General features: G+C 55.6%; 17 protein-coding genes. 10 read left to right on the top strand and 7 right to left on the bottom strand.

All coding sequences use genetic code 11. From position 1 onward, the window contains the following. Window positions 1-8: 8 nt before the first annotated feature. From panB to thpR, 7 genes are all read right to left on the bottom strand, one after another. On the bottom strand, window positions 9-800 hold the full coding sequence (gene panB / locus HVX72_RS17095; RefSeq protein WP_181821955.1) for a 3-methyl-2-oxobutanoate hydroxymethyltransferase: 792 nt from the start codon (window positions 798-800) through the stop codon (window positions 9-11). A 118-nt stretch (window positions 801-918) separates the two neighbouring features. Further along, the gene (gene folK / locus HVX72_RS17090; RefSeq protein ID WP_060570018.1) at window positions 919-1,398 is read right to left on the bottom strand and encodes a 2-amino-4-hydroxy-6-hydroxymethyldihydropteridine diphosphokinase; all 480 of its coding nucleotides are present in this window, start codon (window positions 1,396-1,398) and stop codon (window positions 919-921) included. Further along, the gene (gene pcnB / locus HVX72_RS17085) at window positions 1,395-2,792 is read right to left on the bottom strand and encodes a polynucleotide adenylyltransferase PcnB (protein WP_206255421.1); all 1,398 of its coding nucleotides are present in this window, start codon (window positions 2,790-2,792) and stop codon (window positions 1,395-1,397) included. The genes folK and pcnB overlap by 4 nt, the downstream gene beginning before the upstream one ends. A gap of 105 nt (window positions 2,793-2,897) precedes the next feature. Further along, a complete protein-coding gene (gene gluQRS / locus HVX72_RS17080) occupies window positions 2,898-3,794 on the bottom strand; it encodes a tRNA glutamyl-Q(34) synthetase GluQRS (protein ID WP_181821953.1) in 897 nt (298 codons plus the stop codon). A gap of 65 nt (window positions 3,795-3,859) precedes the next feature. Further along, complete coding sequence (gene dksA, locus HVX72_RS17075; protein WP_003829221.1) at window positions 3,860-4,315, bottom strand: RNA polymerase-binding protein DksA; 456 nt, start codon at window positions 4,313-4,315, stop codon at window positions 3,860-3,862. A 177-nt stretch (window positions 4,316-4,492) separates the two neighbouring features. Beyond that, on the bottom strand, window positions 4,493-5,197 hold the full coding sequence (sfsA, locus tag HVX72_RS17070; protein WP_181821952.1) for a DNA/RNA nuclease SfsA: 705 nt from the start codon (window positions 5,195-5,197) through the stop codon (window positions 4,493-4,495). A gap of 16 nt (window positions 5,198-5,213) precedes the next feature. Next, window positions 5,214-5,744, bottom strand: a complete 531-nt coding sequence (thpR, locus tag HVX72_RS17065; protein ID WP_181821951.1) for an RNA 2',3'-cyclic phosphodiesterase — start codon at window positions 5,742-5,744, stop codon at window positions 5,214-5,216. Between the two features lie 73 nt (window positions 5,745-5,817). On the opposite strand from thpR, the gene hrpB reads away from it, so the two are divergent. The 10 genes from hrpB (at window position 5,818) to fhuB (ending at window position 22,415) form a co-directional block, all read left to right on the top strand. Next, window positions 5,818-8,247 carry an ATP-dependent helicase HrpB gene (hrpB, locus tag HVX72_RS17060; protein ID WP_181821950.1) on the top strand — a complete coding sequence of 810 codons (2,430 nt, stop codon included), beginning with the start codon at window positions 5,818-5,820 and terminating at the stop codon, window positions 8,245-8,247. A gap of 143 nt (window positions 8,248-8,390) precedes the next feature. Further along, entirely contained in the window at window positions 8,391-10,925 is a 2,535-nt protein-coding gene (gene mrcB, locus HVX72_RS17055; protein ID WP_181821949.1) for a bifunctional glycosyl transferase/transpeptidase, read from the top strand. 431 nt (window positions 10,926-11,356) lie between these two features. Then, window positions 11,357-11,899 (top strand): fimbrial protein, encoded by a 543-nt coding sequence (locus HVX72_RS17050; RefSeq protein WP_181821948.1) that lies wholly within the window; start codon window positions 11,357-11,359, stop codon window positions 11,897-11,899. Between the two features lie 55 nt (window positions 11,900-11,954). Further along, the gene (locus tag HVX72_RS17045) at window positions 11,955-12,668 is read left to right on the top strand and encodes a molecular chaperone (RefSeq protein WP_181821947.1); all 714 of its coding nucleotides are present in this window, start codon (window positions 11,955-11,957) and stop codon (window positions 12,666-12,668) included. Window positions 12,669-12,704: 36 nt separating this feature from the next. Next, window positions 12,705-15,197, top strand: a complete 2,493-nt coding sequence (locus HVX72_RS17040; protein ID WP_181821946.1) for a fimbria/pilus outer membrane usher protein — start codon at window positions 12,705-12,707, stop codon at window positions 15,195-15,197. A 5-nt stretch (window positions 15,198-15,202) separates the two neighbouring features. Beyond that, the gene (locus HVX72_RS17035) at window positions 15,203-16,222 is read left to right on the top strand and encodes a fimbrial protein (RefSeq protein ID WP_181821945.1); all 1,020 of its coding nucleotides are present in this window, start codon (window positions 15,203-15,205) and stop codon (window positions 16,220-16,222) included. Window positions 16,223-16,435: 213 nt separating this feature from the next. Next, window positions 16,436-18,700, top strand: coding sequence for a ferrichrome porin FhuA (fhuA, locus tag HVX72_RS17030; protein WP_181821944.1), 2,265 nt, complete (start codon window positions 16,436-16,438; stop codon window positions 18,698-18,700). A gap of 48 nt (window positions 18,701-18,748) precedes the next feature. Continuing rightward, window positions 18,749-19,546, top strand: a complete 798-nt coding sequence (gene fhuC / locus HVX72_RS17025) for a Fe3+-hydroxamate ABC transporter ATP-binding protein FhuC (RefSeq protein WP_042289917.1) — start codon at window positions 18,749-18,751, stop codon at window positions 19,544-19,546. Beyond that, window positions 19,546-20,436 carry a Fe(3+)-hydroxamate ABC transporter substrate-binding protein FhuD gene (gene fhuD / locus HVX72_RS17020; RefSeq protein WP_042289916.1) on the top strand — a complete coding sequence of 297 codons (891 nt, stop codon included), beginning with the start codon at window positions 19,546-19,548 and terminating at the stop codon, window positions 20,434-20,436. Before fhuC ends, fhuD begins: the two co-directional genes overlap by 1 nt. Then, entirely contained in the window at window positions 20,433-22,415 is a 1,983-nt protein-coding gene (gene fhuB, locus HVX72_RS17015) for a Fe(3+)-hydroxamate ABC transporter permease FhuB (RefSeq protein WP_181821943.1), read from the top strand. Before fhuD ends, fhuB begins: the two co-directional genes overlap by 4 nt. Window positions 22,416-22,481 lie beyond the last annotated feature (66 nt).

Genomic DNA, 22,481 nt, shown 5'->3' with positions numbered 1-22,481 from the left:
AAAACTCCTTAATGGAAACTGTGTTCTTCGCCCGGATAGACGCCGGACTCCACCTCGGCAATATACTGCCGCACCGCGGCGCGCATGTCGCCTGCTTCGGTAAGGAAATTTTTGGCAAATTTCGGAATATGACCGCCGGTGATGCCGAAAGCGTCATGCATCACCAGAATCTGACCGTCAGTCACGTTGCCCGCGCCAATGCCGATCACCGGAATGGTGAGCGCGTCAGTGATGCGTTTTGCCAGTTCAACCGGCACGCATTCGAGCACCAACAACTGTGCGCCCGCGGCTTCCAGCGCCAGCGCGTCATCAAGCAGCGCTTGCCCGGCGTCACCGCGCCCCTGAACCTTGTAACCGCCGAAAATATTGACCGATTGCGGCGTTAGCCCCAGGTGACCGCAGACCGGAACGGCACGCTCGGTGAGCATTCTTACGGTATCCGCCAGCCATGCGCCGCCTTCAATCTTGACCATGTTCGCCCCGGCGCGCATCACCGCCGCCGCGTTTTCAAAGGCCTGCTCCGGCGTCGCGTACGCCATAAACGGCAGGTCAGAAAGCAGCAGGCAGTTCGGTGCGCCGCGCCGTACCGCGCACGTGTGATAGGCGATATCCGCAACGGTAACAGGAAGGGTGGAGTCATGGCCCTGAACGGTCATCCCCAGCGAGTCGCCCACCAGCATCACGTTGATGCCTTCGTCGGCAAATAACTTAGCGAAGCTGTAGTCGTAAGCCGTAATGGTGGCGAAGCGTTTTTTCTCCTGTTTGCACTTTTGCAACAGTGAGATAGTGGTTGGTTTCATAACATTTCCTGATGGTGAACGTCATATTTATCGGCATTCTAACAGTCACATTCAGGGGGGCAATTGTTTTAAGCAATCGATTGGCGTGAAAGCAGTAAACGCTAAAGGGGAGGGGGATTTACCCGCGTTCGGGTTTTTCTTCGCCGAGTTCGGCGAGGCGTTGTTGTAACGATTTTCCATCCGGAAACCGCAGATCGGGCGCAATCTCAAACAGCGGCCAAAGCATAAAGCCGCGGTTGTGCATATCGTAATGGGGAACAGTCAGGCGCTCGGTCTGAATGACACGATCGCCAAACAGCATAATGTCGAGATCCAACGTGCGCGGACCCCAGCGCTCGGCTTTGCGTACGCGCCCCTGCTGCAGTTCAATACGTTGGGTATGATCGAGCAGAGTCTCCGGCGCAAGGTCAGTGTCCAGCGCGACCGCCGCGTTCAGGTAATCCGGCTGATCCTGGGGACCTAAGGGCGGCGTGCGGTAAAAAGAGGAGACGGCGACAATCCGGCTCTGCGGAATGTCGCCAATCGATTTTATGGCAGCATTAACCTGTTCCAGGGGGGAGGCCAGATTGCTGCCAAGCGCGATATAAGCAAGGGTCACGCGGTATCCTCGCGACGCGGGGCGCGTTTGCGCGGGCGACGATTGCGGCGGCGTGGCATCGGATCTTCATCCAGTTCGTTGAGCATGCCCTTCTGCTCTGGCGGCGCAGAGACCTGGAATTCGCCCCACCATTGTGCCAGGCGTTGCAGCTCGGCGCTTTTTTCCGCTTCGGCGCGCAGCGCCAGCAGATCGTAAGCCGCACGGAATTTCGGATGTTCCATGAGCTTCCACGCGCGTTTTCCCTGACGGCGGGACATCCGTAGCTGAAGCTGCCAGATATCACGGGTCAGTGAGGTCAGGCGTTTTGGAATCGCCAGCGAACGGCAGGCCTCATCCAGCACGTCATTCATTGCCAGAGCGAATGCGTCGTAGTAGGCCAGGCCGCTTTCCTGGGCGATTTTCTGCGCCATCTCCAGTAACGGGTACCAGAACATGGCGGCAAACAGGAACGCCGGGTTCACCCGCATGTCGTTGTGAATACGGTTATCGGTGTTCTTCAGCACCTGGGCGATGATGCGCTCCATTGGGCTGTCGCCGTTTTCGGTAAAATAGCGGGTAATGGTCGGGAACAGCGGCTGGAACAGGCTGTATTCGCGCAGCTTAAGATAGGTCTCGTAGCCGTAGCCTGCCTGGAGCAGCTTCAGCGACTCTTCAAACAGACGGGCTGGCGGTATGTCGTTCAGCAGCGTCGCCAGACGCGGGATCGGCTCAGCGGTTTCCGGGCTGATGCGCATGTCCAGCTTGGCGGCGAAACGCACCGCGCGCAGCATCCGCACCGGATCTTCACGGTAGCGGGTTTCCGGATTGCCGATCAGACGGATGACGCCGTCCTGTAAATCCTTCATACCGCCCACGTAATCACGGACAGTAAAGTCAGCGACGCTGTAATACAGGCTGTTAATGGTAAAGTCGCGGCGCTGGGCGTCCTCTTCAATGGAGCCGAAAATATTGTCGCGCAGCAGCATACCGTTTTGCCCACGTTGGGAGGTCGTGCGATCGCTCTCGCTGCCTTCGTGGTGACCGCGGAAGGTGGCGACTTCAATAATTTCCGGACCAAACATCACGTGCGCCAGACGGAATCGGCGACCGACCAGGCGACAGTTGCGGAACAGTTTGCGTACCTGATCCGGCGTCGCGTTGGTGGTCACGTCGAAATCTTTGGGTTTTTTGCCCAGCAACAGGTCGCGGACGCCGCCGCCAACCAGCCAGGCTTCATATCCCGCTTTGTTGAGCCTGTACATTACCTTCAGGGCATTTTCACTGATATCTTTGCGGGAAATAGCGTGCTGCTCGCGTGGGATGACCGTCATATGTGGACGGGCGACGGCAGTGTCTGCCTCGCTCTCCTCGCGGCTTAGCACCTTGCGGCAAAAATTAGCGACTCGGGTAAAAATAGTGCACCTCGGTAGTGTCAATCATCAATCAAATCAATTTACCCGCGGGCTTTCGGATTATGAAAATGCGAAAGACAACGAGCAAAAATAGCGGCTAATCATAGCTCAGCACGACGCGTTTGAGAATGGCGGATTTACAGATGCCGATTCCGTCACGTCTGCCAGGCGCCAGTTCTCTGTGGCGAACTGAAGAATCGCCTCCACTGGCATGGCCTGCCAGTCTGGCGCAATACGCTGTCCGAGGAAGCGCAGCGCGTCAATGAGGACAGGACGCGGGTCGCCCTGCGGCAAAGCAGGCGCATGATTTTGTTTAGACAGTTTTGCGCCCTGCGCATTCAGCGCCAGCGGCAAATGAATATAGTCGGGCACTGTCCAGCCGAACAACTGGTAGAGCGAAATTTGTCTAACCGTTGGTTCGATGAGATCGGCGCCGCGCACGATTTCCGTGACGCCCTGGAAATGGTCGTCCACCACCACCGCCAGGTTATAGGCAAACAACCCATCCCGGCGATGAATAATAAAATCTTCCTGCGCCAGCCGTTCGTCGGCCTGAATATCACCGCGCAGGCGATCGTGAAAGCGGGTGACCGGATGACGTTGCCTGATGCGTACCGCTGCCTGATCCGGCCCGTTATGCTTGTCGCGGCAGTGGCCGTCATAAATACCGCCGATGCGTTGAATGCGCGCGCGGGGGCAGGTGCAGTAATAGCTCAACCCGTGATCGCGCAGCCAGGCGAGCGCCTCGCGATACGCCTCATGGCGACGGGATTGCCAGAGTATTTCGCCATCCCAGTGCAGACCGTAATGTTCCAGCTGGCGCAGAATGGTGTCAGCGGCACCGGGAACTTCACGAGGAGGATCGATATCTTCGATGCGTACGCGCCAGATGCCGTTTTGGGCTCGCGCCTGTAAATAACTGCCGAGCGCGGCAATCAGGGAGCCAAAATGCAGTGCGCCGGAAGGGGAAGGGGCGAAGCGGCCAATATAGTGTGAGTCAGTCATCGTTACGGACAAATGAAAAGGCGGGGAAGTCCCCGCCTGGTGTAAACGTGATCAAACGGTGGGGATTAACCCGCCATCTGTTTTTCGCGAATTTCAGCCAGCGTTTTGCAGTCGATGCAGAGATCGGCTGTCGGACGCGCTTCCAGGCGACGAATACCGATTTCCACACCGCAGGATTCGCAGTAGCCGAAATCTTCATCTTCAACCTTCTTCAGCGTTTTCTCGATCTTTTTGATCAGTTTGCGCTCACGGTCACGGTTACGCAGCTCAAGGCTGAACTCTTCTTCCTGCGCGGCACGGTCTACCGGGTCAGGGAAGTTGGCAGCTTCGTCCTGCATATGAGTAACGGTGCGATCGACTTCATCCCTAAGTTGATTACGCCATGCTTCAAGAATACGCCTGAAGTGCGACAGCTGGGCTTCGTTCATATACTCTTCGCCCGGTTTCTCCTGGTACGGCTCCACCCCAGCGATGGCGAGAATACTCAGGGACGATGTTTTACGGTTTTGCCCTTCTTGCATGTTGCTTCTCCTTAACACGCACTATCGATCCCCATGTTCGGGGGAAAAATCAGGTCGCTATAAATAGCAGATGCTTTTCCGGATAGCAATTAACTAAACGTAACACTTGACAACCCTGTGAGGAAAAGCGTATTTGCGCACGCGACCAGAATACTAAATAACCAAAATTTTACATCACTAAAAAGTAATGGGTAATGGCTCTTTAAGAGTCATACTCTCGGCAGAAAGTTCCGCTTTATAAACCAGAATTTCTACCCCCTTACGCTGTGCCTCAATCAATAGTTGCGCGTATTTCGCGTCAATATGGCGCGCAGGTGAAAACCGTGTAATGGCGGAATGCAGAACGGCGAAAAAAATCACGGCGCGTTTGCCTTCAGCCGCTACGCTCATCAATTCCCGAAGATGTTTCTGACCTCGTTCAGTGATGGCATCGGGAAAAAAACCGAAATCCTTTTCCGCCAGCGTTACCGATTTCACTTCAATATAGCAGTCAGGCCGGAAATCTGCCTGTAACATAAAATCGATGCGACTTCGTTCGGCGCCGTATTTTACTTCGCTTTTCAGGGTACTGTATCCTGAAAGTTCTGAAACCCTGCCTTGCTCCAGAGCCTCTTTCGTCAGCCTGTTCGCCCATAATGTGTTAACACAAATAAGCGCGCCATTTTGGGTTTCAGTTAATTCCCAGGTATGCGGATATTTGCGTTTAGTATTTTCTGACGTCGAATACCAGACGGTGTCCCCGGGTTCTGCGCAACCGGTCATTGCGCCAGTATTTGGGCAGTGTAACGTGAGTTCGGTTCCGTCGGGTGTGATCACATCGGCTAAAAAACGTTTGTAACGCTTAACCAGCGTGGCGCGCTGGAGGGGGGGAGAAAACTGCATCACGCGTGTCCTTAAATTATTCGCTGAGCGTCCAGCGCTGCAACGGCGTGTATCGGGTTCGTCCCCGGGTGAACGAGGAGGCGTAAAGCGTAAACTCAGTTACCGGAAACGACCAACAAAAACCGGGCGCGGGAATGGCGACCGCATGACTGGCGTCGCGCAGCAAAGTTACGTGCGGATGAAACGGCTGCGGGCTTTGGTAGCAGCCGCTGCGCGCGGCCTGGGCGCGCAGCATATTGGCCAGTTGCAGTAAACCCCGCGGCGACTGGCGCGTTCCGAGCCAGACCACTCGGGAGCGCAGCCATTGCCCCGCATCGTCCAGCGTCAGCGTGAAAGCAGGCTGGCGAATGCGTCCGGCCAGCGTAGCTAACGCCTGTTTTTTGTCGGCGCTAACGTCGCCTAAAAACGCCAGCGTTAAGTGCAGGTTGTCGGCCGCTACGGGTCGCCCCGCCTCGGGGGCAAAGTGCGCCGCGCGCCAGTGAACAATTTGCGCGCGCGCGTCGGCGGGCAGCTCAATGGCAAAGAACAGCCGTTTCGGCTCAGACATCTTCGGTACTCGGTTATGAATTAACGCGATGCTACAATGCAGCGCGAAGAATGTTAACCCTCTGGAGCCATTTGTGACGTCATTGCCTGTTGCCGCCGTACTGCCTGAACTGCTTGCCGCACTGGATTCTGCGCCGCAGGTTCTGCTGAGCGCGCCGACCGGCGCCGGTAAATCCACTTGGCTGCCGCTGCAGTTTCTTTCCCATCAACGCTTTGACGGACGGATTATCCTGCTTGAGCCACGTCGTCTGGCGGCGCGTAATGTGGCGCAGCGGCTGGCGGAGCTGTTGAACGAAAAGCCCGGCGAAACGGTGGGATACCGGATGCGCGCGCAATCCTGCGTGGGGCCAACCACGCGGCTGGAGGTGGTCACCGAAGGGGTGCTGACGCGAATGATACAGCGCGACCCGGAGCTAAGCGGCGTCAGCCTGGTGATCCTTGATGAATTCCACGAGCGCAGTCTGCAGGCGGATTTGGCGCTGGCGCTGTTGCTTGATGTGCAGCAGGGGCTGCGCGACGACCTGACGCTGCTGATCATGTCCGCCACGCTGGATAACGATCGCCTGCGGCAGCGTCTGCCGGATGCGCCGGTGGTGGTGTCCGAAGGGCGCGCTTACCCCGTTGAGCGCCGCTATCAACCCCTGGCGGCGCAACTGCGTTTTGATGAGGCCGTTGCCGTCGCCACCGCCGAACTGCTGCGCCAGGAACCGGGTTCGCTGCTGTTGTTTTTACCCGGCGTCGGCGAGATCCAGCGCGTACAGGAACATCTGAGCGCGCGTGTCGGCAGCGATGTCCTTCTCTGTCCGCTGTATGGCGCGCTGTCGCTGAATGCCCAGCGTACGGCGATCCTGCCTGCGCCGCCGGGAATGCGTAAAGTGGTGCTGGCGACCAATATCGCCGAAACCAGTCTGACCATCGAAGGCATCCGACTGGTGGTCGATTGCGCCCAGGAGCGTGTCGCCAGATTTGACGCGCGTACCGGGCTGACCCGGCTGATTACGCAGCGCGTCAGTCAGGCGTCAATGACCCAGCGTGCCGGTCGCGCCGGACGTCTGGCGCCGGGCATTTGCCTGCATCTGATCGCCAAAGAACAGGCGGAACGCGCCGCTGCGCAAGGGGATCCCGAAATCCTGCATAGCGATCTCTCCGGCCTGCTGATGGAGCTGTTGCAATGGGGATGCAGCGATCCCGCACAGTTAACCTGGCTGGATCTGCCGCCCGCGATACACTTACAGGCGGCGAAACGGCTGTTACAGATGCTGGGCGCGTTGGATGGCGAACGCCTGAGCGCAAGAGGGCAAAAGATGGCGGCGTTGGGCAACGACCCGCGGCTGGCTGCTATGTTGGTGAGCGCTTCCGATCCCGACGCCGCCGCGACCGCCGCCCAGCTTGCGGCGATCCTCGAAGAGCCGCCGCGCGGGGGAAATACCGATCTTGGCGTAGCGTTTTCACGCCATCAGCCCGCCTGGCAGCAGCGCAGCCAGCAACTGTTGAAACGCCTGAATAGCCGCAGCGGCGTCGCGGACGTCTCGCGGATCGCGCCATTGCTGGCGTACGCCTTTGCCGATCGCGTGGCGCGACGGCGCGGTCTGGACGGACGTTATCAACTGGCAAACGGCATGGGCGCAGTGCTGGACGCCGATGATGCGTTGGGACGTCATGAATGGCTGATCGCCCCGCTCTTGCTGCAGGGCAGTGCGTCGCCGGACGCGCGGATCCTGCTGGCGTTGCCGCTGGACATCGACGCGCTTGTCCGGCAATGTCCGGAACTGTTGCAGCAGTCGGACACGATTGAATGGGATGAGGCGCAGGGGACGTTCAAAGCGTGGCGCAGGATGCGCATCGGACAACTGACGGTGAAAGTACAGCCGTTGGCGAAACCCTCGGAAGACGAGCTGCATCTGGCGATGCTGAACGGGATCCGCGACAGGGGGCTGGATGTGCTCAACTGGACGCCGGAAGCGGTGCAGTTGCGTCTGCGTTTGCAGTGTGCGGCGAAGTGGCTGCCGGAATATGACTGGCCTGCGGTGGACGATCAGACGCTACTGGCGAATCTTGAGCGCTGGTTGCTACCGCATATGGCCGGTGTGCATTCGTTAAAAAATCTGAAATCGCTGAATATTCATCAGGCTTTGCTGGGACTGCTCGACTATCCTCTGCAGCAACGTCTGGTGAGTTCGCTGCCCACACATTACACTGTGCCGACAGGAAGTCGGATAGCCATTCGTTATCATGAGGATAACCCGCCCGCGTTGGCGGTCCGAATGCAGGAAATGTTTGGCGAGGCCAATACGCCGACCATCGCCGAAGGGCGCGTGCCGTTGGTACTGGAACTCTTATCGCCCGCCCAGCGGCCCTTACAGATTACGCGAGATTTAAGCGCGTTCTGGCAGGGGGCGTACCGCGAGGTACAAAAAGAGATGAAAGGACGCTACCCCAAACATGTCTGGCCTGACGACCCGGCGAATACCGCGCCCACGCGGCGTACCAAAAAGTATTCATAATGGGACGAATGTCCTCTGTAAGCCGGTAAGCAAAGCGTTATCTGGCAAAACAGCGAGCGATAAATTGAGAGATTTCTTCTTCTGTCGGGTGACAGAAGAACTGAAAATCGGGCCTTTGCGCCTGAACGTTGCGGAGAAAAAACATGGCCGGGAATGACCGCGAGCCGATTGGACGCAAAGGGAAACCCTCGCGTCCGGTGAAACAAAAGGTGAGCCGTCGCCAACTCAGAGATGATGAGTACGACGACGATTATGATGATGACTATGAGGATGAAGAACCGATGCCGCGTAAAGGTAAGGGCAAAGGGCGTAAGCCTCGTGGTAAACGCGGCTGGTTGTGGCTGCTGCTGAAAATAGCGATTGTTTTTCTGGTGCTGTTCGCCATTTACGGCGTTTATCTGGATCAAAAAATCCGCAGTCGTATTGATGGCAAAGTCTGGCAATTGCCCGCGGCCGTTTATGGCCGGATGGTGAATCTCGAGCCGGAAATGCCGGTCAGTAAGAACGAAATGGTGCGGCTGCTGGAAGCGACGCAGTATCGCCAGGTGACGAAGATGACGCGTCCCGGCGAGTTTACCGTGCAGGCCAACAGCATTGAAATGATCCGCCGTCCGTTTGATTTCCCGGACAGCAAAGAGGGGCAGGTGCGCGCGCGCTTGACCTTTGATGGCGGCCATCTGGACACGATCGTGAACATGGATAATAACCGCCAGTTCGGGTTTTTCCGTCTCGATCCGCGTCTGATCACCATGCTCTCTTCGCCAAACGGCGAGCAGCGTCTGTTTGTGCCGCGCAGCGGCTTCCCGGATCTGCTGGTGGATACGCTGCTGGCGACCGAAGACCGTCACTTTTACGAGCATGACGGCGTCAGTCTGTACTCTATTGGCCGCGCGGTTCTGGCGAACCTGACCGCCGGACGGACGGTGCAGGGGGCAAGTACGCTGACGCAACAGTTAGTGAAAAACCTGTTCCTGACCAGCGAGCGTTCGTACTGGCGTAAGGCCAACGAAGCTTATATGGCGCTGCTGATGGACGCCCGCTACAGCAAAGACCGCATCCTTGAGCTGTATATGAACGAGGTGTATCTCGGACAGAGCGGCGATAACGAAATCCGCGGCTTCCCGCTGGCGAGTCTGTACTACTTTGGCCGCCCGGTGGAAGAGTTAAGCCTTGATCAGCAGGCGTTGCTGGTCGGAATGGTGAAAGGGGCGTCCATTTATAACCCATGGCGTAACCCGACGCTGGCGCTGGAGCGTCGTAACCTTGTGCTGCGCCTGCTGCAACAGCAGCAGATCATCGATCAGGAACTGTACGATATGCTGAGCGCGCGTCCGCTGGGCGTGCAGCCGCGTGGTGGGGTGATCTCGCCGCAGCCGGCATTCATGCAGATGGTGCGTCAGGAACTGCAGGCGAAGCTCGGCGATAAGGTGAAAGATCTCTCCGGCGTGAAGATTTTCACCACCTTCGATTCCGTGGCGCAGGATGCCGCCGAGAAAGCGGCGGTGGAAGGCATTCCGCTACTGAAAAAGCAGCGTAAGCTGAGCGATCTCGAAACCGCGATCGTGGTGGTGGACCGCTTCAGCGGCGAAGTGCGCGCGATGGTCGGCGGCGCCGAACCGCAGTTTGCGGGCTATAACCGTGCGATGCAGGCGCGCCGTTCGATTGGTTCTCTGGCAAAACCGGCTACTTATCTGACCGCCCTGAGCCAGCCAAAGATTTATCGCCTGAATACGTGGATCGCTGATGCGCCGATTGCGCTGCGTCAGCCAAACGGCCAGGTCTGGTCGCCGCAGAACGATGACCGTCGCTATAGCGAAAGCGGAAAAGTAATGCTGGTCGATGCCCTGACGCGTTCGATGAACGTGCCGACGGTGAATCTGGGGATGGCGCTGGGCCTGCCTGCGGTGACTGACACCTGGGCAAAACTGGGCGTACCAAAAGATCAGTTGCATCCGGTTCCGGCCATGCTGCTGGGAGCGCTTAACCTGACGCCTGTCGAAGTGGCGCAAGCGTTCCAGACAATCGCCAGCGGCGGTAACCGTGCGCCGCTCTCCGCGTTGCGTTCGGTGATTGCGGAAGATGGCACCGTGCTGTATCAAAGCTTCCCGCAGGCGGAGCGCGCCGTTCCGGCGCAAGCGGCGTACATGACGCTGTGGACGATGCAGCAAGTTGTCCAGCGCGGTACCGGTCGCCAGCTTGGCGCGAAGTATCCGGGCCTGCATCTGGCGGGCAAAACCGGGACCACCAATAACAACGTGGACACCTGGTTTGCCGGGATTGACGGTAGTCAGGTGACGATTACCTGGGTAGGCCGTGATAACAACCAGCCGACGAAGCTCTATGGCGCGAGCGGGGCGATGTCGATTTACCAGCGCTATCTGGCGAATCAGACGCCGACGCCGCTGACCTTAACGCCGCCGGAAGATATCGTTGATATGGGCGTGGACTATGACGGCAACTTTGTTTGCAGCGGCGGGATGCGTACATTGCCGGTGTGGACAACCGATCCTGACGCGCTTTGCCAACAGGGTGAAATGCTGCAACAGCAGCAACCGTCAGGTAACCCGTTCGATCAATCTTCTCAGCCGCAGCAACAACAGCAGCAGGCGCCACAGGAAGAGAAGAAAGACAGTGACGGCGTGGCCGGTTGGATCAAAGATATGTTTGGCGGTAACTAACGCGACGCTGTGCCCGTTGATGTCATGAGAAAAAGCCAGAATAACATCTGGCTTTTTCTTTTATAAAAGCAAACGGCGTCAATGGTTAGATAATGTCAAATATAATATTAGTTATATTTATTTCATGAATTTTAATTTAACTTAATTTCATTTTAAATAAAAATCAGGTTTTTTATTTCCTAAATAATACAGGCATTTGCGTATAATCTTGTCGTTTTCCTCATTCCGTAGGGTGTTCATTCCCGCAGTTTAATATAATAATATTTTTAGGAGAGGTTTTCAGGCAAAGGATATGTGCTGTTTTCAATATTGAAACTGTAAATGTAAATATTGAAGGCGTAATGGAGTTCTCCGTAACGTCCGCCTTATCTGTTATTTTCTCCAGTATTTATTCATTTTATCAATTATTGAGCATAAGTAAGGAATGCTATATGTGCAAAAAATCAGTGTTATCACTGCTGGCAATCAGTTTAACCGCGGCGCTCTCTGCACCAGCCATGGCTGTTGATACAGGAACGATAACGTTTAGCGGCAAAATCCTTAATGATAGTTGTGTCGTTAATATCAACGGGACGGCAACTAACGGAACGGTGACATTTAATGATTTGTCCGCGACTGCTTTTGGCGCCGATAAAAAGGTGGGCGACACGCAAAAAGTCGAAATCGCCCTGACGGAATGTGATGCTTCTATCAGCAAACTGAACGTTAAATTCGAAGGCACCCGCATCGACGGTTATTCCGATGAAGTATTAACAACTACTGGTAAAGCTAAAAACTTAGGGGTTCGCTTGTTGCCTGAGGGAAGCAGTAGTTATGTGAAATTTGATGGTTCAGAACCCGACTCATCACTGGATAAGGCCAATAGCGCGAACGTTGCTTTTAACTATACCGCTGAAGTCATTCAGGTAGGAAGCACAGCGCCAACGGTGGGTGATTACTCTGCTGAAACAACCTATACCTTGCTCTATCGTTAAGGATATTTTTGCTGGCCCGGGGCGGGCCAGTTTTTTCAACGGACTGAAAAAGAGTATGAATAACTTTCGCTATATATACGCTTTTATTTTCTTCATGTTATCGCATTCCGCAATGGCAGGTATCGTGTTGGGCGGAACGCGCATCGTCTACCCGGCTAAGCAGGCGGAAGTCCAGATAGCGTTAAAAAATAAAGATACCGATAAACGTTATCTCGTACAAAGTTGGGTGAGCAACCTCGACGATAGCAAAGCGCCCTTTGTTATTACGCCCCCCATTTATAAGATTGATGAAAACCGACAAACCCTACTGCATATTGTTTATACGGGACATGAAAACGCGCTGCCTCAGGATCGCGAGTCCATTTTTATGACAAATGTGAAGTCTGTTTCTGCGATCCCGGAAAATATGCGCGATAAAAATATGCTGCAATTTGCCATAAAGACGAAACTGAAGCTTTTTTATCGCCCTGCGGGGTTAAGCGATAGCGATGCAAGAGATGCCTGGAAATCCTTAGAGTTTAAGCGAACCGGTAATCGTATGGCTGTTAAAAATCCTTCTCCCTTTTTCATCACTTTCGGACAGCTAACCGTGGGTGGGCGTGACGCTAAACCGGTAGGAAATTCAAATATGCCAAGTGCGCTCAGCATGATGTTGGCCCCCTTTAGCGAGCAATCTTTCGAGATACCTGCGGGCGCAAAAGGGGACGTTGCGTGGTCTGCAATGAACGACTTTGGATCTGAAACGGAAGTGCAAAAGCGGCCTTTATGATTTTTTTCGGGAACCTTGTATTTAGAGAGCGTCATAATGGCTATATATCGCAAACTTCGTGCATTTACGTTAAATACATGCACATTATCGATACTGGCGTTAAATTTCCCTGTTATTGCAGAAGATTATTTTAATCTCAGCGTGCTTGAAACGGATACGCCGCTCGAGAATACAGGCGCGCTGGAAGCCTATCTGAAAAATAATGGTTTATCGCCAGGCCAATATTTGACAACGATAGTGTGGGACCAACAGCGCCTCGACGCTCGCAATCTTAATTACACGCTTTCCAAAGATAAAAAGAAACTGCTTCCGGAGTTGACCAAAGGTGAACTCCGGGAATTGGGCGTCAAGGTAGACACGCTTTCCAGCTTTAATCACCTGGACGATGACGCGCTTGTCGATGATATCAGTCAATATATTCCTGACGCGAGTTATGACTTTAATCAGGATACACATGTGCTGCAGTTGCGCATTCCGCAAATTTACCGGGATCTTCTCCTGGCAGGGGACAGCAACCCGAGAACCTGGGATGACGGAATGCCCGCTGTGTGGACGAGCTATTATTTTTCCGGCTCTCGTCAGCATTCAAATAGCACGACCAATATCTCTAACTGGGCAAGTTTGAACTCGGGTATCAATCTTGGCGCATGGCGCTTGCGGAACAGCAGTAACTGGGGTGACGAAGAGGGATGGCAGTCGCTTAGCACTACGCTGGAACGCGATATCAAGTGGCTAAGAAGCCAGCTTGAGGTAGGGCAAACGTATACAAATGGCGAGCTGTTTGACAGCGTACAGATGACTGGCGTGAAGCTGGAAACGGACACAAGTATGCTGCCAGGCAGTTTGCAAGGATTTGCCCCGGTGGTTCGCGGCATTGCGAATAGCGACGCAAAAGTGACGGTTAAGCAAAACGGGTACACCATTTATCAGACCAATGTCTCCCCCGGACCGTTTGAAATTCACGACCTTTCGCAAGTGACGGCTGGCGCGGACCTGGAGGTGACTGTACAGGAATCGGATGGTACGGAACGCAGTTTCATCCAGGTGAGTTCGTCGGTTCCCGTTATGTTACGAGACGGCGCGGTGAAATACAGCGTTGCCGCCGGGAAGTACCGTGATGTCGATAACGGTGAAGAGCCCGGTTTTGGTCAGGCAACGCTGATCTACGGGTTACCGTATGGCATCACCGTTTACGGTGGAGGACTTGGCGCGTCGATGTACCATGCGGCTCTGCTTGGTGTCGGCGCCGATCTCCAGGGGTACGGCTCCTTCTCTCTCGATTTTACTACGGCGAAAACCGCGTTTAATCACGATCGCAATGACGCGAAAGGGCAGTCCTGGCGCGCCCAGTACGCCAAAGATTTTCCCGTAACCGACACCACGTTAACCCTGGCCAGCTATCGCTATTCCACATCGGGTTTTTACACGTTTCAGGAAGCGCTTGATCAGCGTAACGATGACTACGATGAAGATGATATTTACAGCTATCGCAGTACCAATAATCGCCGTAGCCGCTTGCAGTTAAATCTCTCGCAGTCGCTCAATGATTGGGGATCGATTTACGCCAATGCTTACCAGCAAGACTACTGGGACATGGACGGGCATGAACGTAGCATCAGTATGGGCTACAGCAGCAGTTGGGAGGGGATCAATTGGTCACTGAACTACAGCCTGACGAAGACGCCCTCATCGGATAACGATCAGCAAGTGTCAGTGAGCTTTACCGTTCCGTTGTCGCGCTGGATGGCTAATTCCTGGGCGACATACAATCTGAGCAGCACCCGGCACGGAGAAACCTCCCATCAGGTGGGCGTCAGTGGAACCTTATTACAAGACAATAACTTAAGTTATAACGTGCAGCAAACCTATGCTAACCATGATAAAGGTTATGGCGCCTATTTATCCTCTCGCTATCGCGCCTCCTATGGCGAGTTCAACACCAGCTATAGCTATCAAAAAGAGACGAAACAGTGGAGCTATGGCGTACAAGGCTCCGTGGTGGCCCATCCTCATGGCATCACGCTCGGACAGTCGCTGCAGGATGCGTTTGCAGTCGTTCATATAGATCATGGCGACAATGTGAAAGTGCAGAATTCTCAGGGGATCTATACCGATTTTTGGGGAAATGCGATTGTCCCTACGCTGACCAACTATCGACGAAATACCGTAACGGTAAACACGCTTGGCCACGATGACATTGATATTCAGGATGCTTCGGTTGATGTCACGCCGACAAAAGGCGCAGCGGTGGCGGCGGATTTCACTGCGCGTAAAGGAAAACGCGCGCTGCTCACGCTCAACCTGGGTCAGGGGAAAGTGCCTTTCGGCGCGGTGCTGAGTCTGGAGGGGACGACAGCCCTTGTCGGTGACGACGGCGAAGCGTACGTCACGGGCTTAAACGGGACACAGCGGTTTACCGTTCAGTGGGGAAAAACGCCGGATACGCAATGTGAAGGAAGCGTCACTGTGCCGGAAACCCTGGAGGCCAGAATCTATACGGCGTCCGTCGCATGCCTACAGAGCAGGTAAAAAAGATGAACAGAATACGCGAGAGGATTTTACGGGGTCTTGTCATTGCACTACTGGTGCTTACTGGCAATGGCCTGAGTTTTTACGCCACGGCAAGCTGTGTCATTACTAAAGGGGGACCTGATGCAGCGCAGGTTACCTTTACCTTGCCGCCACTGGTCGTCAGTAAAGATGCCGTTGTCGGTCAAATTCTTTATTCGGAGGAACTGACCAGTGCGCAAATAACGGTTGCCTGCGATGCTAACGGTAATATTCATCAAGGATATACCGGCGGACTTAGTGACGCCGATCTGGTTACAACAAGTTCCCTCGAGGGGGTTTACGCAACGGGCATTCCAGGGATTGGTTTCCGCGCTGCGTGGGCTAATTTCGCAAATGAAACGTTAGGCCCTGAAAACCTGATCACTCCCTGGCACATAGGAACCGACACAGTAAAAAAAATAGATGCTGCCTATCCCATCACCCTCCATGCTGCCGTTCAGCTCGTGGTTACCGGACCTGTTTCATCGGGTGTGCTTGACACCAGTAAACTGATCGCGGACTGGAAATACGACGATAAAGTCATCGGTCAGTTACGCTTTAATTCAACCACAATCGATATTAAATCCAATACTTGCCAACTGATGGAAAACAATATCACGGTACCGTTAGCCACGATCACGGCGCACGACTTCACGAACAATGTCTCGAAGGTGGTTTCTGACGACAGTTTTAAAATTCAGCTCGAGCGGTGTGATGCGGGCATTAAGGTTGATTATCGCTTCACAACCTCAGGCTCAACGGGCGTGCAGGATGGGGATGTGCTTTCTATTGCGACAGGCGAAAATGCGGCTGAGGGCATTGGCATCCAGATTCTTGACAACAATGATACGGTGCTTCAGTTTGATCGGGACTACACCGCAACAGGTAACACGGTTCAGGACCAGTCAGTGACCATTCCGCTTAAAGCCCGATATATCAAAACCGGTACGATAAAGGGTGGACAGGTCGATGCTGTAGCGACCTTTGAAGTTTATTATCGGTAAACCTCGGTTTTTGTTCTCTCTGAGCCCTGAGCATTTTGTTAACCTCAGGGCGCTTGTTTTAACCCTTTCTTTTCATCTGGATAATTCTTAACCCCTTAGTTTTGCCAGGGACGCGTATTGCTTGCTATCTCGCCAGCGTTTCGAATATTATTCTGCCGTCATAATAATAATTCTCGTTTACGTTATCATTCACTTTCCATCAGAGATATACCAATGGCGCGTTATAAAACTGCTCAGCCAACATACTCTCTGCGTAAAATCGCAGTTGTAGTAGCCACAGCGGTTAGCGGCATGTCTGTCTATGCACAGGCGGCGGTTCAACCGAAAGAAGAAACCATTACCGTAACTGCTGCGCCTGCTCCGCAGGAAAGCGCCTGGGGTCCGGCGGCGACCATCGCGGCGCGACAGTCTGCCACGGCGACCAAAACCGATACCCCGATCCAGAAAGTACCGCAGTCCATTTCAGTGGTCACTGCGGAAGAGATGGCGCTGCATCAGCCTAAATCAGTGAAAGAGGCGCTGAGCTATACGCCAGGCGTTGCTGTCGGCACTCGCGGCGCGTCCAATACCTATGATTATCTGATCATCCGCGGTTTCGCTGCTGACGGCCAAAGCCAGAATAACTATCTGAACGGTCTGAAGATGCAGGGTAACTTCTATAACGACGCGGTGATCGACCCTTACATGCTGGAACGCGCAGAAGTAATGCGCGGTCCTGTTTCCGTCCTGTACGGTAAGAGCAACCCGGGCGGCCTGCTGAATATGGTCAGTAAGCGTCCCACCACCGAACCGCTGAAAGAAGTGCAGTTTAAAATGGGCACCGACAGCCTGTTCCAGACCGGCTTCGACTTCAGCGACGCGCTGGATGATGACGGCGTTTACTCTTACCGTTTAACCGGTCTGGCGCGCTCGGCGAATGCCCAACAGCAGGGCGCGGAAGAACAACGTTACGCCATCGCGCCGTCATTCAGCTGGCGTCCGGATGATAAAACCAACTTCACCTTCCTCTCGTATTTCCAGAACGAGCCGGAAACCGGTTATTACGGCTGGTTGCCGAAAGAGGGGACGGTATCCACGCTGCCGAACGGTAAGCGTCTGCCGACCGACTTCAACGAAGGGGCGAACAACAACACCTATTCCCGTAACGAGAAGATGGTGGGCTACAGCTTCGACCACGAATTCAACGATACCTTTACTGTGCGTCAGAACCTGCGTTACGCGCAGAACAAAGTTGAGCAGAACAGCGTCTACGGTTACGGCATGTGCTCGGACCCTGCCTATACCAAAGACGAAGCAGCGCTTAAAAAGACTCCGTGCGCCAGCGTTCCTCAGTCGCAATGGGGCCACACCCTGACCCGTCAGTATGTTATCGACAATGAGAAGCTGGAGAACTTTGCGGTGGATACCCAACTGCAGAGCCAGTTTGCCACCGGCTCTGTCGATCACACGCTGCTGACCGGCGTTGATTTTATGCGTATGCGTAACGATATCGACTCCTGGTTTGGCTATGCCGGTTCCGTAGCGCCATCTGATATTTATAACCTTGACCGCGGTGATTTTGACTTCAACTCGAAGGACCCGAATACTTCCGGTCCCTATCAAATTCTGAATAAGCAGAAACAAACCGGTCTGTATGTGCAGGATCAGATGCAGTGGGATAAAGTGCTGGTGACCCTCGGCGGTCGCTATGACTGGGCGAAACAGGATTCTCTGAATCGTGTTTTTGGCACCACCGATTCCCGTGAGGACAAAGAGTTCACCTGGCGCGGCGGCGTTAACTACCTGTTTGATAACGGCGTAACCCCATACTTCAGCTACAGCGAGTCGTTTGAACCGGCTTCCCTGACCGGCGCGAGCGGCAATATCTTCGCGCCATCAAAAGGTAAGCAGTACGAAGCGGGCGTGAAGTATGTGCCGAACGATCGTCCGATCGTTATCACCGGCGCCGTCTACCAGTTGACCAAAACCAACAACCTGATGGCTGACCCTACGCCTGGTTCTACCTTCTCGATTGACGGTGGTGAAATTCGCTCGCGTGGCGTGGAAATTGAAGCGAAAGCAGCGCTGTCGGCCAGCGTTAACGTGGTGGGCTCTTATACTTATACCGATGCGGAATACACCACCGACACCAGCTACAAAGGCAACACCCCGGCACAGGTGCCAAAACACATGGCTTCCCTGTGGGGCGACTACACGGTCTTTGACGGCCCGCTCTCCGGCCTGACGCTGGGCACTGGCGTTCGCTATACCAGCTCCAGCTACGGCGATCCGGCGAACTCCTTTAAAGTCGGCAGCTATACCCTGGTGGATGCGCTGGTCCGTTACGACCTGGCACGCGTGGGCATGGCGGGGTCGAATGTCGCCCTGCACGTGAACAACCTGTTTGATCGCGAATATGTCGCCAGCTGCTTTAATACTTATGGCTGCTTCTGGGGCGCGGAACGTCAGGTCGTTGCAACTGCAACCTTCCGTTTCTAATTTCTCTTTTGGGCACGCTTTGCGTGCCCGTTTTACAAGTTGGCCGCTATGCAGGAACACACCCCTCTTCCCGATACCACTTTTGCACTGCGTGATGTCGCCTTTCGCGTTCCCGGGCGCACGCTTCTGCATCCTCTGTCGTTAACCTTCCCGGTGGGGAAAGTGACGGGGCTGATCGGTCACAACGGCTCCGGTAAATCCACCTTGCTGAAAATGCTGGGTCGCCATCAGCCGCCGTCCGAAGGGGAGATCCTCCTTGACGATCAGCCGTTGGACAGCTGGAGCAGCAAAGCTTTCGCCCGAAAGGTAGCTTATCTGCCACAGCAGTTGCCGCAGGCGGAGGGCATGACCGTCCGCGAACTGGTGGCGATTGGGCGTTATCCGTGGCACGGGGCGTTGGGGCGTTTTGGCGTAGCGGACAGAGAAAAAGTGGAGGAAGCCATTACGCTGGTGGGCTTAAAACCGCTGGCGCATCGTCTGGTGGACAGCCTCTCCGGCGGCGAACGTCAGCGCGCGTGGATTGCGATGCTGGTGGCGCAGGACAGCCGCTGCCTGCTGCTCGATGAGCCGACTTCGGCGCTGGATATTGCCCATCAGGTGGATGTGCTGGCGCTGGTGCACCGCTTAAGCCAGCAGCGTGGTCTGACGGTCATTGCCGTGTTGCATGATATCAACATGGCCGCGCGCTATTGCGACTACCTGGTTGCGCTACGCGGCGGTGAAATGATAGCCCAGGGCACACCTGCCGGACTGATGCGCAGCGAGACGCTGGAGCAAATATACGGTATCCCGATGGGTATTCTGCCGCATCCGACCGGTGCTGCTCCCGTGAGTTTTGTTTATTAATGAACGGATTACACCAATTAACGCGTCGTCGTTTATTAACGGCGATGGCGCTCTCTCCGCTCATCTGGCAGATGAGCCAGGCGCGTGCGGCATCTGTTGATCCGCATCGCATTGTGGCGCTGGAATGGCTGCCGGTCGAGCTACTGTTGGCGCTCGGTATCACGCCATATGGCGTTGCAGATATTCCTAACTACCGGCTATGGGTGAACGAGCCGCCGCTCCCGGCGTCGGTCATCGATATTGGTTTGCGTACCGAACCTAATCTCGAACTGCTGACCGAAATGAAGCCTTCGTACATGTTCTGGTCGACAGGTTATGGTCCGTCCCCGGAGAAGCTGGCGCGCATCGCGCCCGGGCGCGGTTTTAACTTTAGCGACGGCAATAAGCCCCTGGCGGTGGCCCGTAAGTCGCTGAATGAGATGGCGCAACTGCTGAATCTGGACGCGGCGGCAGCCCGGCATCTCAGTGAATTCGATCGGTTTATCGAAAGTAAAAAGCCGCGCTTCGTTCAACGAGGCACGCGTCCGTTGCTGCTGATTACCCTGCTCGATGCCCGTCATATGCTGGTCTTTGGTCCGAACTGTTTGTTCCAGGAGGTGCTGGATGAGTACGGGATCCGCAACGCCTGGCAGGGGGAAACCAACTTCTGGGGCAGCACGGCGGTGGGGATCGATCGCCTTGCCGCGTACAAAGATGCCGATGTGCTCTGTTTTGATCATGGCAACAATAAAGAGATGGCTACGCTGATGCGTACGCCGCTATGGCGGGCGATGCCGTTTGTACGCGAAGGGCGCTTCCAGCGCGTGCCGGCAGTGTGGTTTTATGGCGCAACGTTATCGACAATGCACTTTGTACGCATTCTCGATAACGCGCTGGGAGGCAAAGCGTGAGTAAACGTATCGCGTTCTTCCCGGCTTTTTTGCTGGTTCTGCTGTGTGTTATCGCGGCGGGCTTAACCTGGGGAAACCTTTCCCTCGCGCTGCCGCGTAGCCAGTGGCAGCAGGCGTTGTGGGCGCCGGATATCAACGTTATCGAACAGATGATGTTTCACTACAGCCTGCTGCCGCGGCTGGTGATTTCTCTGCTGGTGGGGGCCGGACTGGGTCTGGTGGGCGTGTTGTTCCAGCAGGTGCTGCGTAACCCCCTGGCGGAACCGACCACGCTCGGCGTGGCGACGGGCGCTCAGTTGGGGATTACGGTAACGACGCTATGGGCGATTCCGGGAGCGATGGCGGCGCAGTTTGCCGCGCTCACCGGGGCGTGTATCGTTGGCGCGCTGGTGTTTGGCGTCGCGTGGGGCAAGCGCCTTTCACCCGTCACGCTGATCCTCGCGGGTCTGGTGGTAAGCCTCTACTGCGGGGCGATTAACCAGCTGTTAGTGTTATTCCATCACGATCAATTGCAAAGCATGTTCCTCTGGAGCACCGGTACGTTGACACAAACTGACTGGAGCGGCGTGCAGCGCCTTTGGCCGCAACTGCTCGGTGGCGTGATGCTTACGCTGTTGCTGCTGCGTCCGCTGACGCTGATGGGGCTGGATGACGGCGTGGCGCGTAATCTGGGCCTGGCGCTGTCGCTGGCGCGTCTGGCGGCTCTGACGCTGGCGATAGTGCTTAGCGCGTTGTTGGTCAACGCGGTCGGGATCATCGGCTTTATTGGCCTGTTTGCGCCGCTGCTGGCGAAAATGCTCGGCGCGCGCCGCCTGCTGCCGCGCCTGATTCTCGCGCCGCTGATCGGCGCGCTGATCCTCTGGCTTTCCGATCAGGTGATTATCTGGCTGAGCCGCGTGTGGATGGAGGTCTCTACCGGTTCGGTGACGGCGTTGATTGGCGCGCCGCTGCTGCTATGGCTACTGCCGCGTTTACGCAGTATGAGCGCGCCGGATATGAACGTCAGCAATCGCGTGGCCGCAGAGCGCCAGCACGTGGCGGGTTACGCGCTGGCGGGCCTGGTCATTTTGTTGCTTGGCGCGTATGTGGCGCTTTCGCTGGGTCGCGACGCCCATGGCTGGAGTTGGGCGAGCGGGGCGCTGCTGGATGAACTGATGCCGTGGCGCTGGCCGCGTATTCTGGCGGCGCTTATCGCCGGCGTCATGCTGGCGGTGGCGGGGTGTATTATCCAGCGTCTGACCGGTAACCCAATGGCGAGTCCGGAAGTGCTTGGGATCAGCTCCGGTGCGGCGTTTGGCGTCGTCCTGATGCTGTTTCTGGTGCCAGGCAACGCGTTTGGCTGGCTGCTGCCCGCCGGGAGTCTCGGCGCAGCGGGGACGCTGTTGATCATTATGATTGCCGCCGGACGCGGGGGTTTTTCACCTCACCGGATGCTGCTGGCGGGGATGGCGCTCAGCACGGCGTTTACGATGCTGCTGATGATGCTACAGGCCAGCGGCGATCCGCGCATGGCGGAAGTGCTGACCTGGATTTCAGGGTCAACCTATAACGCGTCGGAAGAGCAGGTGCTGCGAACTGGCGTCGTGATGGTGATTCTGCTGGCGATCGCGCCGCTGTGCCGTCGCTGGTTGACGATTTTACCCTTGGGTGGCGATACCGCGCGGGCGGTGGGGATGGCGCTGACGCCGTCGCGTATTGCGCTGCTGCTGCTGGCGGCATGCCTGACGGCCACGGCGACGATGACCATCGGCCCGTTAAGTTTTGTCGGGCTGATGGCGCCGCATATCGCGCGAATGCTGGGCTTTCGCCGCACCCTGCCGCATATGGTGATGTCGGCCCTGGCGGGGGGATTACTGCTGGTGTTTGCTGACTGGTGCGGCAGAATGCTGATGTTCCCGTATCAGATCCCGGCCGGAATACTGTCCACCTTTATTGGCGCGCCATACTTTATTTATCTGCTGCGTAAGCAGAGTCGATAAGACGGCAGTCTGCGTTGTCGGCCAGATAAAACGTCTGGCGTCGCCTTCAGACAATAAAAAGGCCGG

This window comes from Citrobacter sp. RHB21-C05 (assembly GCF_013889015.1).
GTDB lineage: Bacteria > Pseudomonadota > Gammaproteobacteria > Enterobacterales > Enterobacteriaceae > Citrobacter_A > Citrobacter_A sedlakii.
This window is presented reverse-complemented; position numbering and strand designations above follow the sequence as displayed.

What these genes read in the sequence shown, in the direction of transcription:
- gluQRS (WP_181821953.1), bottom strand. Translation starts at nt 3,794, where the DNA reads ATGACTGACTCACACTATATTGGCCGCTTCGCCCCTTCCCCTTCCGGC.
- mrcB (WP_181821949.1), top strand. Translation starts at nt 8,391, where the DNA reads ATGGCCGGGAATGACCGCGAGCCGATTGGACGCAAAGGGAAACCCTCG.
- panB (WP_181821955.1), bottom strand. Translation starts at nt 800, where the DNA reads ATGAAACCAACCACTATCTCACTGTTGCAAAAGTGCAAACAGGAGAAA.
- thpR (WP_181821951.1), bottom strand. Translation starts at nt 5,744, where the DNA reads ATGTCTGAGCCGAAACGGCTGTTCTTTGCCATTGAGCTGCCCGCCGAC.
- HVX72_RS17050 (WP_181821948.1), top strand. Translation starts at nt 11,357, where the DNA reads ATGTGCAAAAAATCAGTGTTATCACTGCTGGCAATCAGTTTAACCGCG.
- fhuD (WP_042289916.1), top strand. Translation starts at nt 19,546, where the DNA reads ATGAACGGATTACACCAATTAACGCGTCGTCGTTTATTAACGGCGATG.
- HVX72_RS17045 (WP_181821947.1), top strand. Translation starts at nt 11,955, where the DNA reads ATGAATAACTTTCGCTATATATACGCTTTTATTTTCTTCATGTTATCG.
- HVX72_RS17040 (WP_181821946.1), top strand. Translation starts at nt 12,705, where the DNA reads ATGGCTATATATCGCAAACTTCGTGCATTTACGTTAAATACATGCACA.
- fhuA (WP_181821944.1), top strand. Translation starts at nt 16,436, where the DNA reads ATGGCGCGTTATAAAACTGCTCAGCCAACATACTCTCTGCGTAAAATC.
- sfsA (WP_181821952.1), bottom strand. Translation starts at nt 5,197, where the DNA reads ATGCAGTTTTCTCCCCCCCTCCAGCGCGCCACGCTGGTTAAGCGTTAC.
- dksA (WP_003829221.1), bottom strand. Translation starts at nt 4,315, where the DNA reads ATGCAAGAAGGGCAAAACCGTAAAACATCGTCCCTGAGTATTCTCGCC.
- fhuC (WP_042289917.1), top strand. Translation starts at nt 18,749, where the DNA reads ATGCAGGAACACACCCCTCTTCCCGATACCACTTTTGCACTGCGTGAT.
- HVX72_RS17035 (WP_181821945.1), top strand. Translation starts at nt 15,203, where the DNA reads ATGAACAGAATACGCGAGAGGATTTTACGGGGTCTTGTCATTGCACTA.